This window comes from Bacillus sp. FAU18, from assembly GCF_056033885.1.
Window position 1 is genome coordinate 1,669,978 of the sequence record NZ_JBVYHZ010000003.1, and the last position, 13,106, is coordinate 1,683,083.

At 45.2% G+C, this 13,106-nt stretch carries 14 protein-coding genes; 6 read left to right on the forward strand and 8 right to left on the reverse strand.

Annotation, left to right across the window (positions count from 1 at the left end; all coding sequences use genetic code 11):
• Positions 1 to 22: 22 nt before the first annotated feature.
• The 3 genes from AC0OMU_RS08865 (at position 23) to AC0OMU_RS08875 (ending at position 2,206) form a co-directional block, all read left to right on the forward strand.
• Positions 23 to 229, forward strand: coding sequence for a YqzH family protein (locus AC0OMU_RS08865; protein ID WP_015251766.1), 207 nt, complete (start codon positions 23 to 25; stop codon positions 227 to 229).
• A 535-nt stretch (positions 230 to 764) separates the two neighbouring features.
• Positions 765 to 2,018: an MDR family MFS transporter gene (locus AC0OMU_RS08870; protein WP_181219709.1), complete on the forward strand. Its 1,254-nt coding sequence runs from the start codon at positions 765 to 767 to the stop codon at positions 2,016 to 2,018.
• A 29-nt stretch (positions 2,019 to 2,047) separates the two neighbouring features.
• Complete coding sequence (locus AC0OMU_RS08875) at positions 2,048 to 2,206, forward strand: hypothetical protein (RefSeq protein ID WP_004398585.1); 159 nt, start codon at positions 2,048 to 2,050, stop codon at positions 2,204 to 2,206.
• On the opposite strand, the gene AC0OMU_RS08880 is transcribed toward AC0OMU_RS08875, so the two are convergent.
• The 5 genes from AC0OMU_RS08880 to AC0OMU_RS08900 all read right to left on the reverse strand — a co-directional run bounded on the left by AC0OMU_RS08880 (position 2,203) and on the right by AC0OMU_RS08900 (position 6,791).
• A complete protein-coding gene (locus AC0OMU_RS08880) occupies positions 2,203 to 2,589 on the reverse strand; it encodes a VOC family protein (RefSeq protein WP_085186446.1) in 387 nt (128 codons plus the stop codon). The two genes, AC0OMU_RS08875 and AC0OMU_RS08880, sit on opposite strands and share 4 nt — an antisense overlap.
• A gap of 4 nt (positions 2,590 to 2,593) precedes the next feature.
• Positions 2,594 to 3,553: a type I pantothenate kinase gene (gene coaA / locus AC0OMU_RS08885; protein WP_003245966.1), complete on the reverse strand. Its 960-nt coding sequence runs from the start codon at positions 3,551 to 3,553 to the stop codon at positions 2,594 to 2,596.
• Positions 3,554 to 3,624: 71 nt separating this feature from the next.
• A complete protein-coding gene (dsdA, locus tag AC0OMU_RS08890) occupies positions 3,625 to 4,971 on the reverse strand; it encodes a D-serine ammonia-lyase (protein ID WP_322839691.1) in 1,347 nt (448 codons plus the stop codon).
• Between the two features lie 75 nt (positions 4,972 to 5,046).
• Entirely contained in the window at positions 5,047 to 5,826 is a 780-nt protein-coding gene (locus AC0OMU_RS08895) for an SDR family NAD(P)-dependent oxidoreductase (RefSeq protein ID WP_181219713.1), read from the reverse strand.
• Positions 5,827 to 5,831: 5 nt separating this feature from the next.
• Positions 5,832 to 6,791: an MBL fold metallo-hydrolase gene (locus AC0OMU_RS08900; RefSeq protein ID WP_181219715.1), complete on the reverse strand. Its 960-nt coding sequence runs from the start codon at positions 6,789 to 6,791 to the stop codon at positions 5,832 to 5,834.
• Between the two features lie 403 nt (positions 6,792 to 7,194).
• Between AC0OMU_RS08900 and proC the strand changes: the two genes are divergently transcribed.
• The gene (gene proC, locus AC0OMU_RS08905; RefSeq protein ID WP_014477264.1) at positions 7,195 to 8,031 is read left to right on the forward strand and encodes a pyrroline-5-carboxylate reductase; all 837 of its coding nucleotides are present in this window, start codon (positions 7,195 to 7,197) and stop codon (positions 8,029 to 8,031) included.
• Positions 8,032 to 8,070: 39 nt separating this feature from the next.
• Here the strand turns inward: proC and AC0OMU_RS08910 are convergent, their stop codons facing one another.
• Positions 8,071 to 9,714, reverse strand: a complete 1,644-nt coding sequence (locus AC0OMU_RS08910) for a M20/M25/M40 family metallo-hydrolase (protein WP_047182845.1) — start codon at positions 9,712 to 9,714, stop codon at positions 8,071 to 8,073.
• 171 nt (positions 9,715 to 9,885) lie between these two features.
• Here AC0OMU_RS08910 and namA point away from each other — a divergent pair, with 171 nt between their 5' ends.
• Both namA and AC0OMU_RS08920 read left to right on the forward strand, forming a co-directional pair.
• Positions 9,886 to 10,902, forward strand: a complete 1,017-nt coding sequence (gene namA, locus AC0OMU_RS08915; RefSeq protein ID WP_003230377.1) for an NADPH dehydrogenase NamA — start codon at positions 9,886 to 9,888, stop codon at positions 10,900 to 10,902.
• 109 nt (positions 10,903 to 11,011) lie between these two features.
• Positions 11,012 to 11,773 carry an alpha/beta fold hydrolase gene (locus AC0OMU_RS08920; RefSeq protein WP_014477266.1) on the forward strand — a complete coding sequence of 254 codons (762 nt, stop codon included), beginning with the start codon at positions 11,012 to 11,014 and terminating at the stop codon, positions 11,771 to 11,773.
• Between the two features lie 43 nt (positions 11,774 to 11,816).
• Here AC0OMU_RS08920 and rpmG read toward each other — a convergent pair whose 3' ends face one another.
• Positions 11,817 to 11,966, reverse strand: coding sequence for a 50S ribosomal protein L33 (rpmG, locus tag AC0OMU_RS08925; RefSeq protein ID WP_003226511.1), 150 nt, complete (start codon positions 11,964 to 11,966; stop codon positions 11,817 to 11,819).
• A gap of 81 nt (positions 11,967 to 12,047) precedes the next feature.
• Complete coding sequence (gene rnz, locus AC0OMU_RS08930) at positions 12,048 to 12,971, reverse strand: ribonuclease Z (RefSeq protein ID WP_004398681.1); 924 nt, start codon at positions 12,969 to 12,971, stop codon at positions 12,048 to 12,050.
• Positions 12,972 to 13,106 lie beyond the last annotated feature (135 nt).

Below are 13,106 nucleotides of genomic sequence, written 5' to 3' on the forward strand. Positions count from 1 at the left end.
GCATAAGGATAGGAGAGTCATGATGGAGAAATTTGTCGAAAAAATGATGGGACAGGCATTGCGTCAATACGGCAGAAACGTTGCTATAGATCCGTTAAGCCCGTATGAAAAACAAAGCCTGAAAGCGGCTCTACAAGAGAGACGGAATGAAGAACCGGATGAGGATTTGCATGCGCATATAGAAGATATCATTTATGACTATGTCACAAACCAAGGCCTGTTCTCTTAAACGCATGACTGTCAGTTCGTTCAGCCGCTGATGCGGCTTCCCTTTGAAAACACCGCCCGAAACAAATAAACAGTTTCAGGCTTACAGAAAAAAGCAGGATTTTCTCACGCTCCATAGATTCATATGGCCTGGCATAAAATTTCCCTCAATGTTCGCGTAAAACGGAATAAGCTGTCCATGATCACGCGTATACACTTTTTCTAAGAGATGTGCTCTCTTGTTCTGTCATGCGGTCCATCGGTTTTCAGCTTACATCTTGATCTCATAGCCGGTTTCACTGCCGATATGATCTACGTCCTGGCGGCTTAAACTAACACACTCTCACTGACCAATCGCTTTGCTTTTCATCGGACATCCCGTCATTTTCCTTCTTCAATTTCAAGATGTAAACTCCGTCAGCCACACGCATCCTCAACGCATAGTATATTGCCATCAATACAATCAGGCATACTACATGTCAAAAACGAAATATTTTGAATGATCTATTGGAGAAGGAAATTTTTTCATATATGATAGACAGGAGAGAATATAATTCATGAAGAAATGGAAAGATATCCACCCGATCAGCTGGACAATTATAATCGGAACCATTTTCGGCAGAATGGCAACATCGATGAGCATTCCTTTTTTAGCGATTTATTTGACAGCCGTCCAAGGCGCATCAGCTTCCTATGCAGGGCTGGTCATTGCCGCGAGCTCATCAGTCGGCATCCTCGCAAGCTTTTACGGCGGATATATCTCAGATAAATTCGGCAGAAAAAACATGATGCTTGTATCGATTTTTGGATGGATGCTGGTATTTGCAGGCTTTGCGGCGGCATCTCATCTCTGGGTGTTTTTTGTAGTTAACGCATTAAACGGTCTTTGCAAATCACTGTTTGAGCCCGCTTCAAAGGCCTTGCTGTCTGATATGACAGAAGAAAAAACGAGACTGCTAGTTTTTAATTTACGCTATGCAGCTATTAATATCGGCGTTGTCTTCGGACCTGTGCTTGGCCTATATTTCGGCTCATCGCAATCGACTACGCCCTTTTTGGTGCCTGCAGTCATTTACGGACTATACGGAATTGTGCTTGCCCTCCAATTTAAAAAACATCCATCCTTATCAGCACCAGCCCAGTCCCGAAATATGAGCGTGCGGGAAGCGTTTATGATCACGCAAAAGGATTATCTTTTTACCATTGCTTTGGTCGGCATTACGCTATGCACCTTCGGCTACTCACAATTGAGTTCCACATTCCCTCAGTATATGGCGCAGAGCCCCTTGATCGGCAATGGAACGAAGCTGTATGGGCTGATGCTGACATTAAACGCAATCGTTGTGTTGGCGACGCAATTTCCCATTGTCCATTTTGCAAAACGGTTTTCGCCGCTTTGTTCTCTGATGCTCGGTAATGTGATGGTTAGTATCAGCATGGCCATTTTCACCGTATCGCACGGTGTTCCATCTATTGTGATGATTGTCATCACATTTACAATCGGCGAAGTTCTTTTGTTCTCTATGATGGATTTGTATGTAGACCAGATTGCAAAACCAGGATTAAAAGGCACTTATTTCGGGGCAATCGGTTTTTCACAGCTCGGAAACGTCATCGGCCCTTGGGTCGGGGGGATATGTATAGACCTGTTTGGCGCTGGCCGGCCGATTTATATTTTTTCTGTCCTGAGCGGCATTACCCTGCTCGGCCTGCCATTTTTAGCGTTCGCCTATCGGCAAATGAAAACAGAGACCACAAAACACCGTTCCCGTCTGGAAAAGCCGCTTTACATAAAAAACGGAAGAGAATGAATCTCTCCCGCAAACACGAGGTGAAGAACATGAATATAGGTGATGTAATGTTTCAGCTGTTTGTATTTATTATATTTGCTGCTGTCGTCTTTGCGGCTGTTACAGGCTTCAAGTATGCGAAAAACCGAAAGGCGCAGCTGGATCGCATTGAGAAAAAGCTGAACAGCCTGTCCGAAGATCACGATTAACAGCTTGGGGCAACGAGCTCTACCTTAATCCGGTCTGGATCCTCACAAAAGACTGCATAATGCCCGTCTCCTCCGGCAAAAGGATGCCTGTCTCGGTACAACACACGATAACCTTTTGCCGTCAATTTTTCAGTCATCTGATCGACTTGAAGCTTGGATTCAGCATGAAATGCGAGATGGTTCAGACCGACTCGGCATCTATGGTATTTCGGCTCTAGAAATGGCTCTTTCGCCTGCACAATCACTAGGTAAAAACGATCTTTCTTCCAGCTGATGCCTGAGCTCCATTTTTGATACTCTTTATAGCCAAGTTCTTTTAAGAACCAGCCCCAAAACCGCCTAGACGCCTCCAAATCAGAGACATACAGTTCGATATGATGCACAATTTCATACCCTCCTTACCAGCACTTCCTCGACCTTATGCCCGTCTCCCTTACGCAAAATGAGATCTGACCTGAATTTAGTCGGCAAAATATTTTCATATAAATTCGGCCGGTTGACACTCTCCCAAATCGAGGCTGCCATCTCGTCAGCCTCCTGATCGGACAAGTCTTTAAATTTATGAAAATATGAATCAGGATTTTGAAAAGCAGTTTCCCGAAGCAGGCGAAAACGCTCTAAATACCAAGTGAAAATCCGGCTTTCCTCCGCATCCACATAAATCGAAAAATCAAAGAAATCGGAAACAAAAATACGCGGGTTTTCCCGGTCATCCTCCAAGGTGGGCGACTGAAGGACATTAATACCTTCAATAATCACAATATCCGCCTGTTCTACAACCTCGAACACACCTTCCTCGCGGTCATAGGTTAGATGGGAATACACCGGGGCCTTTACGCTGTCCTTTCCTGATTTTAAGTCATTCAAAAATTCGAGCAGCGCCTTTACATCATAGCTTTCAGGAAACCCTTTTCTAGACATCATATTTTTCTTTTTCAGCTCGGCAGTAGGAAATAAAAAACCATCTGTCGTGATAAGGCTCACTTTTGGACGGTCAGGCAAACGCGAAAGCAGCTTCTGCAAGATCCGCGCCGTCGTGCTTTTTCCGACTGCGACACTGCCGGCAATGCCGATAATAAACGGAATTTTAGCTGAATGTGGGTGCTTCAGAAAAACATTGACATGCTTATTGCGTTCAGCCGCAGACTTGACATGCAAATGAAGCAAGCGAACAAGCGGAATATAGATCGTTTCCACTTCTTCAACAGATAGATAATCATTCAATCCTTCCACAGCTTTTGCCTCTTCTTCAGATACAGCAATCGACAAATGCCCCCCAAAACCAGACCAAGACTCCCGATTGTGCTGTGTATATAAAGTATGTAAGTTAAGTTCTTTATTTTTCACTGTTTACACCTGACTCTCTGTAGGTTAAAACCCTTACAAAGATTGTAACGGAAAACCTTTTCACTGTCTGCTTATTTTTCATTTCGTTTTTTTAGCAAATCAGCACCAATTCGGTTATACGCAGCCATTTCATCTTTTGGAACCATGCTTCCTCCCGTTCCCCAGACGACATGTACGGCATGTTCCATCTTATATTTCTGACCATAGCGCCTTCCCTCTTCTGTCGAAAAAAGCTGAACCGGCCCGAACATGCCGGCAAGAGCAGAGGGCTCTAAATATTTATTTTCAGATACAGCCAGCATATGAAGCAAAGTATAAAGCGTATTGTCCTCTACCGTATAACAGCCGCTCAGAAGCGGTTCAATCAGCTTGCCGACAAATCCTGACGGCCTCCCTACGGCAAGTCCGTCAGCAGCCGTCTGATTATCCAGGCCGATATCCTGGACGGAGATCTTCTCGTGAAGTCCTGAATAAAGCCCTAACAGCATACAAGGTGAATGAGTTGGTTCTGCGAAAAACACATGAACATCATCTCCGTATAAAAGCTTCAGCCCAAATGCTACACCGCCCGGTCCTCCGCCGACGCCGCACGGCAGATACACAAACAAAGGCGTCTCAAGACTTGGCTTTATATTCATACAGTCAAGCTGTGTTTTTAATCGGCTTGCAGCAACAGCATATCCTAAGAACAGCTGACGAGAATGTTCATCATCAATAAAATAACAGAATGGATCTTGTTCCGCCTGCCGTCTCCCTTCGTTCACCGCTTCGCTGTAATCTGTTTCGTACTCCATAACAGTGACTCCCTTTTGGCGGAGGAGATCCTTTTTCCACTGCTTAGCATCGGCGGACATATGCACTGTCACGCGAAACCCGAGTGCCGCGCCGATGATGCCGATGCTTAAACCTAGATTTCCTGTCGAACCGACAGCAATCGAATAGCGGGAGAAAAACCCGGTAAATCGCTCTTCCTGTAAGATACGGTAATCATCGGTTTCCTGAAGCATTCCTTCTTGAAGCGCTAGATTTTCAGCATGCTTTAACACTTCATAAATCCCGCCCCTCGCTTTAATCGATCCTGAAATCGGAAGCTCATGGTCGCACTTTAAAAGCCATCTTCCCGGAAATGGCTGCTGATATGCCGCTTCCAGCTTTTCCTTCATATGCTGCACCTCAAAAAGCGGAGACTCGATGATTCCTTTAGCGCCTTTCGTCTCAGGAAACACCTCGGCAATGTAAGGTGCAAACCGCCGCATTCTTTTTTCCGCTTCCGCTATCTCGGTTGCCCACTCATCTGCACGGGGTAATGGCCCCTCTTTCTTGCCTGAATTTGCCCAGAATACAGGCTCTGCATCAATCAGTTTCTGAATAAACGGATCTTTAAGCAGAGCATGAAGGACTTCTGAATGAACTGACATTCAACAATCTCTCCCTTCCACTATCAAAAACTGCCTCGTGAGAAACAAGCCACTCCACCACAGGCAGTTCCATCATTATTTTTTCATGAGCGCGCGTCCTGCCAGCTTTTCTACAAGAGCTGGAAACAGCTGATACAGCTTAGTGCCGGCATTCATTAAACGCGGAAGATTGATCTCCCGCTTTTTCGTAAAAATTGCAGCTGTAATTTGAGCTGCCACGTCATCAGGATCAAGCATCCAGCGGCCGACATTTTTGGCGTAGTCCCCGCCTTTATCAGCAATGGAAAAAAAGTCCGTCTGAATCGGTCCCGGGTTGACTGTCGTCACATAAATGCCGGTTCCCGAAAGCTCCATCCGCAAAGCGTTTGAGTAACCTAACACGGCATGTTTGGTCGCGGAATACAGGCTAGACTTCGGTGTTGCGATTTTCCCCGCTTGAGAGGCGATATTGATGATATGGCCCTTTTTTTGCTCAAGCATTTGCGGAAGCACCGCTTTTGTACAGGCGATCAGGCCGAAGACATTCACATCAAACATCGCTTTCATGTCATCCAATGTAGAGTCTAAAACCGTTTCAAATATACCGAAGCCCGCATTGTTAATCAGTACATCAACCGAGCCGATCTGATCGCGGACCCGGGCGATATCCTCTAGGCGGCCGATATCCAGAGGAAAAATCTCACATTGTCCGCTCCATTCCTCGGTTATTTTCCTTTTGATTTCTATCAAACGATCCTCGCGTCTAGCCGACAGCAGGACATGGGCTCCTTCAGCCGCGCATAAATATGCGATTCTTTCACCAAGCCCTCCTGAAGCGCCGGTTATCCAAATCCTTTTTCCCGCTATATGTTTCACCCATTTCACCTCTTCATTGTTTTAAAGTATGCGGTATTTCCTTCCCAATATGACGTGATGGCTTCTTCAGCCTCCAACACATCAAGGTGACCTGCCGTTTCTGACATCGTTAAAAACAATTCCTTTTCATATACAGCAGGAAAAAGCTGCTGACAGACCTGAAAAGCGGTCATCGGCTTTTCATCCAGCATGCGACGCACATCCTCCGTCCTGTTCCTCTGCTTGTCAAAACGCTTCTCAATCAGCGCTTGTACACTGGTGATAGGCTCGCCGTGACCAGGAAATACGATTGTTGGATCAAGTTGAGACAGCCTTCGCAATGACCGCTGATAATCCACTAAAGGCTTTGACCTGACGTCTCCCGTTTTCGGCGCTTCCAAAATCGGATTAGACGAGCTGTTGGCCAGCAGTAGATCGCCGCCAAGCATCCTTCCGCTTTTTTCATGGAACAGAACGATATGCGATTCAGCATGTCCAGGCATCTCCAACACAGACCAGCCCTCAAGCCCATCTATGCCCATACCTTCTCTGATTGATTTTGTCAGAGATCTCGTACAGGAAAATGCGTACGCTGATCGAATCAGCTTTTCCGCCTTCCCCGTATCAAATGGAACGCCTAATTCAGGCAGCAGCTTTTGAAAAAAACGTTTTTGCCAATCCATAAAGGCTTGATTTCGGCTGATATAAGGTTCGTTGAATGCATGCCCAATCACTTCGATTTCATCTGAAAAGACATCAAGCAAGCCTGCATGATCAGCATGATGGTGAGTCAGTACAATCTGCTCGATATCTGACATTTTCACATTTACAGCGGCAAGCTGCTCTTGTAAGGCTCTGGCAGCCTCTTTTGTATTCGGTCCGGCATCGATAAGTGTCAGTGCATCACCTTTTACGAGGTAAACGATAACATCGCCAACAGCAAACGGCGTCGGGACGCGGATCGCAATTACATCTTCAGTTGTCATCCTTTCGCTCCTTGTCTTCATTCATTATTCATATTTTAGCTTTTTCTCGGTCTTGTGTCATTATTGCAGAATGAGAACAAACCTTTTTGAAAAAGCTATTGACATTAGCTTATCCGCCATTGCATAATGAACAACAAACTAAAACGAGAACCATTGGAACGCTATGACGAGGAATAGTATACAAGGCAATGGCCTAAGAGAGCGATACCCCCGGCTGAAAGGTGTTGCGGCCCGCTTGTTTGTAGAACCTGCCCTCAAGTCGCGGTTAGGAAAACCTAAACGTTTCCCGCGTTACGGGATTTGAGCTGAGCACAATTTGTGCTAATGAGGGTGGTACCGCGAACCTTTTCGTCCTTTACGTGATGAAAAGGTTTTTTGTTGTTCTGATAGAAGGAGGATATCAATGAAAAAGATAGGATTTGTCGGCGCCGGGTCAATGGCAGAAGCAATGATCAACGGCATTTTGCAAAGCGGCATCACAAAACCAGAACATATCTATATTACAAATCGCTCAAATGACGAGCGCCTGATTGAATTAAAGGAAACGTACGGCGTGCGTCCATGCAGAGATAAAAATGAGTTTTTCACTCACACCGATATCATTATCCTCGCTTTCAAACCGAAAGACGCGGCGGAAAGCATCGACAGCATCCGGCCGTATATCAAGGACCAGCTTGTAATTTCAGTACTTGCAGGCCTTACCATTGAAACCATTCAGCATTATTTTGGCAGAAAGCTCGCGGTCATTCGCGTCATGCCTAATACATCAGCGGCAATCAGAAAATCAGCAACCGGATTTTCCGTAAGCACGGAAGCAAGCAAGAATGATATTATTGCCGCAAAAGCTCTATTGGAAACAATCGGTGATGCAACACTGGTTGAGGAGCGGCATCTTGACGCTGTCACTGCAATCGCAGGCAGCGGCCCGGCCTACGTGTATCGTTATATTGAGGCGATGGAAAAAGCGGCACAAAAAGTAGGATTAGATAAAGAAACGGCAAAAGCACTCATTTTGCAGACAATGGCAGGGGCAACAGATATGCTCCTTCAAAGCGGCAAACAGCCGGAAAAGCTGCGTAAAGAAATCACCAGTCCTGGGGGCACTACAGAGGCAGGTCTTCGCGCTTTACAGGACTCCCGCTTTGAAGAAGCAATTATTCACTGTATTGAAGAAACAGCTAAACGGAGCGCAGAAATCAAAGAACAGTTTGCCGGTGCCGCCTTAGAGAGACATTCTTAGATGTAAGACAGAAACAGAAGGCACAGTGCCTTCTGTTTTTTATTTTTCCCGCAACAGCTGGCCGGCAGATTCTGATTGCTTTAATAGCGCGGAGATCGTAAATGAAAGCAAATCGGGAAGCACTTCAAAGGAATAAGGCATATACAATCTTTCCGTCCATTTATGCGGGTCTTTACCAGCCGGACCGACATTTAAAACCGGGACATATAAAGCCTGATTTTTACCGCTTGGCAATGAATATCCTCTGTTAAAGAGCGGCATATTGCTTGTGTATGCATCAACCTCCTGCTTTTCCAGCTGAAGATAACTCAAGTCCGAAAGTCCGGGGAAGTACTGAACCTCCCGTAATGCAATGCCGTATCGCTCAGCCGCATAATGCTTTAACTGATCTGCTGTATTTCTGATCAATTGATCATCCTTTGAAGAAACAGCTGGATAAAGCGGCGGACTATAAAACAGAACGATGAGCGGCGCATCCTCCTTACAAAGCGAAGCAAGCTCAGAAACAATTTTCGTCGAAAAATCCCTGTCTCCAAGCTCCCCCCTGTTAGCAAAGGCATAATTTAGAGCCCGCTCTGTTTCCGAGATCCCCGCACGCTTTTTTGCACGCGAGACCAACTCATCAAATGTCAAAACAGTGACGTCCCGCTCAATCGGCTGAAATGGCGCAAATTGTTGAAAATCCTGTGTTTTCTTCCGAACGTTCGACATGATTTTCTCCGCCGCCTGTTCTGCTGTTTTAAGCAGCATCTGATGCAGCTCACTAGCTGAGCGTTTCATTGACAGCACATTAAATAATGTGACAGCTGTATGCGGTGTCTGGACTGAATATGCCTCTTTCAAGTCCTTTTGCATTAAGTTTACCGGCGGCGGAGTGACCTCGCCATCAACCTTTTCGCAATAATCAGCATTCAGTTCAAGCAAACGGTTAATCTCAGATACCATTAAATTTGCGTTTAGGCCTGAAAACGGCTCTCCAACATGTGTCTCAATCCCCTTGCAGAAAAAACCCGCAAGCACCTTGCCAATGCTTCCTGTATAAAAATATTGCTGCTGATCGCCGGGAAATTTTTCAAACATCGGTTCGGCATTCAGGCAAGCGGTTAATGTGATATCATGCTTTTTCTCCATTTCCTTCAATGCAGGAATCGCTTCAATCATGCCTCTAGAATTCACTTCCTCGTCCGGAACCGTTATCAACAGCAGATTGCCCTCAAAATGTCCGTTCATTGCCCTCTCCAGCATCGACAGTTGAACACAAAGCCCCGCTTTCATATCCATCGTCCCTCTTCCGAACAGCCAGTCTCCGCTTTCGGCATCTCTTCTCACACGTTCCGGGAGCAGCTCTTTTTTCTCTAAAAAGGAGCTCAAAAGCTCAGCAGGCTTGCAAGCCATATGTTTAAATTCGCCGTAATCTTCTATGTCAACGACATCAAAATGACTCAGCAGAAGCACTGTCTTTTTGACATTCTTCTTTTTGACTAGAGCCGTAAGAAAAGATCTGCCATCGTCCATCGGATGAAGTGTTACATCATCAGGGTGCTTTTGAAAATAGGGCTTGTCCTTCAAAATAAAATAAAGATACTCTGCAAGTGCTGCCTCGCCCTTTGAACCGGTGATGCTTTCGTATTGCACAAGAGAAGTTAAAAGTGCCAGCAATTCGTCCTTCGTCTGCCAATTCATTGATTCCGCCCCTCCTATGAATAAAAATGCTTCTATACTGAAAAATAAACTGATTTCTCGTCTATTATACAGAAATGTTTGACAAAAGCGGTTCTTTTGAGCAGTTTATATGACGGGAAAGAAATGACTTGATATAATCAATCTCTAAAAACCTTACGGGAGGCGAAAGAAATGGCCAGAAAATTATTTACACCTATTACAATTAAAGATATGACGTTAAAAAACCGCATTGTCATGTCGCCAATGTGCATGTATTCTTCTCATGAAAAGGACGGAAAATTAACACCGTTCCACATGGCACATTACATATCGCGCGCAATCGGCCAGGTCGGACTGATTATTGTAGAGGCGTCAGCGGTTAACCCTCAAGGACGAATCACTGACCAAGACTTAGGCATTTGGAGCGACGAGCATATTGAAGGCTTTGCAAAACTGACTGAGCAGGTCAAAGAACAAGGTTCAAAAATCGGCATTCAGCTTGCCCATGCCGGACGTAAAGCTGAGCTTGAAGGAGATATCTTCGCTCCATCGGCGATTGCGTTTGACGAACAATCAGCAACACCTGTAGAAATGTCAGCAGAAAAAGTAAAAGAAACAGTTCAGGAGTTCAAGCAAGCGGCTGCCCGCGCAAAAGAAGCCGGCTTTGATGTGATTGAAATTCATGCGGCGCACGGATATTTAATTCATGAATTTTTGTCTCCGCTTTCCAACCATCGCACAGATGAATACGGCGGCTCACCTGAAAACCGCTATCGTTTCTTGAGAGAGATCATTGATGAAGTCAAACAAGTATGGGACGGTCCTTTATTTGTCCGTGTATCTGCTTCTGACTACACTGATAAAGGCTTAGACATTGCCGATCACATCGGTTTTGCAAAATGGATGAAGGAGCAGGGTGTTGACTTAATTGACTGCAGCTCAGGCGCCCTTGTTCACGCAGACATTAACGTATTCCCTGGCTATCAAGTCAGCTTCGCTGAGAAAATCCGTGAACAGGCGGACATGGCTACTGGTGCCGTCGGCATGATTACAGACGGTTCAATGGCTGAAGAAATTCTGCAAAACGGACGTGCCGACCTCATCTTTATCGGCAGAGAGCTTTTGCGGGATCCATTCTTTGCAAGAACTGCTGCGAAACAGCTCAATACAGAGATTCCGGCCCCTGTTCAATACGAAAGAGGCTGGTAATGCCCATAAGAGATATCCTGTTGAGGATATCTCTTTTTTTATTTTTAGAGAAACGATCGGCTAAGGTTCTCCGTCTCCCTAGTAGAACCAATTAGAGGAGATGACTCCAATGAAATCAGCTTGGATGGAAAAGACATATACAATTGACGGATGTGCGTTTCATACACAGCACCGGAAAGGATCAAGCGGTGTAACGATTGTCTTTGAGGCCGGCTATGGTACTTCTTCTGAGACGTGGAAACCATTAATGGCGGACATTGATGATGAATTTGGCATTTTCACATATGATCGGGCAGGCATAGGAAAAAGCGGGCAAAGCAGAGCTAAACGAACAGCTGATCAACAAGTGAAAGAATTGGAGAGTTTGCTTAAAGCAGCTGATGTAAAACCTCCTTATTTGGCTGTTTCACACTCATACGGAGCTGTCATCACCGGTTTATGGGCCTGCAAAAACAAGTATGATATTATCGGCATGGTCCTTCTTGACCCAGCTTTAGGCGATTGCGCCAGCTTTACCTTTATACCCGAAGAAATGCACAAATCACATACGAGAAAGATGATGCTTGAGGGCACACATGCAGAGTTTTCAAAAAGTCTGCAGGAGCTCAAAAAGCGGCAAGTCCACTTAGGAAACATGCCTCTTCTTGTGTTGTCATCAGGTGAACGGACTGAGAAATTCGCTGCTGAACAGGAGTGGCAAAACTTGCACAGCAGCATATTGTCTCTATCTAACCAAAGCGGCTGGATTCAAGCTAAAAACAGCTCCCACAACATCCATCATGATGAACCTCATATCGTTCACTTGGCTATTTATGACGTATGGTGCGCAGCGTGCCAGCAGGCCGCTCCTCTTTACCAGGCAGTCAATTAACGTAAAAAAAGACCGGGCCGTAAGGGATTCCCGGTCTTTTATATTATTTTGTTTCACGGTGAAGGGTATATTTCTTTAAACGCGGTGAATATTTTTTCAGCTCCAAACGGTCTGGATTGGTGCGTTTATTTTTTGTTGTGATGTAATTTCGGTCTCCCGTTTCAGTGCAGGCTAAAGTAACATTTACTCTCATAATTAACATCTCCTTATAAAGCGTAATGATTACGTTTTATTATACAACGTCATCATTAATTGTCAAATAAGAGCTCTGCCTTCAGCCTCGCGGGACGTTTACCTCTAAGAAATCATATGCCGCCACGCTATTGGGGAAAACGTCAACCGCTTCTTTTTGAAGCTCCAAAGAAGCATCTCCCTGATATCTTGCGCTGATATGGGTTAAAATGAGCTGCTTCGCTCTTGCTTCTTTCGCTGTTACAGCCGCTTGTTCCGTTGTACTGTGATAATAATCATAAGCAAGTTTACGGTCTTCCTTAGCAAAGGTTGCTTCATGAACAAGCACATCACAATCCCTCGCAAGCTCTTTTAGTTTGTCACTTACTCTCGTATCACCGGAGAACACAACAGATCTTCCCTTTTTAGGAGGCTCCAGAAAATCATTCCCATTGATGATTCGTCCGTCTTCAAGCGTTACCGTTTCGCCTTTTTTGATTTTCTGATATACAGGTCCGGGCGGGATGTTCATTTCTTTTAATACATCAGCCTTCAAGGAACCCGGTACGTCTTTTTCCTGCACACGGTACCCAAAAGCTTCTACTCCATGAATAACAGATACCGCTGTGACAATAAACTGATCGTCTTCAAACACGATTCCTTCTTCAATTTCTTGTATCGCAAGCGGATATGTCAAATGGGTTTTCGTAACGGCAAGGCTTGTTTCAATAAACGCCTTGATCCCTTTAGGTCCGTACACTGTCAGCTCGTCCTCTCCGCCTTGAAAGGAACGGCTCCCCAGAAGCCCCGGAAGTCCGTATACATGATCGCCGTGCATGTGTGTAATAAAGATTTTCTCTATTTTACGAGGTTTAATCGTTGTATGTAAAATTTGATGCTGTGTGGCTTCCCCGCAGTCAAAAAGCCATACCGAACGCCTTTCTTCAAGCAATTTTAATGCCACCGACGTTACATTTCTCGCCTTGGCGGGAATGCCGGCTCCTGTCCCTAAAAAAAGTAATTCCACGTTTCCTTCCTCCTACTAGAACCAGATACCTACAAGAATACAGGATCGAGCGCAAAATGTGAATCTTGCCTCTGAAAAGAACAATCCTTTCGGGCTAGAAACATTTTTTCAGCATTCTGCTTAAAAAAGGGCTTA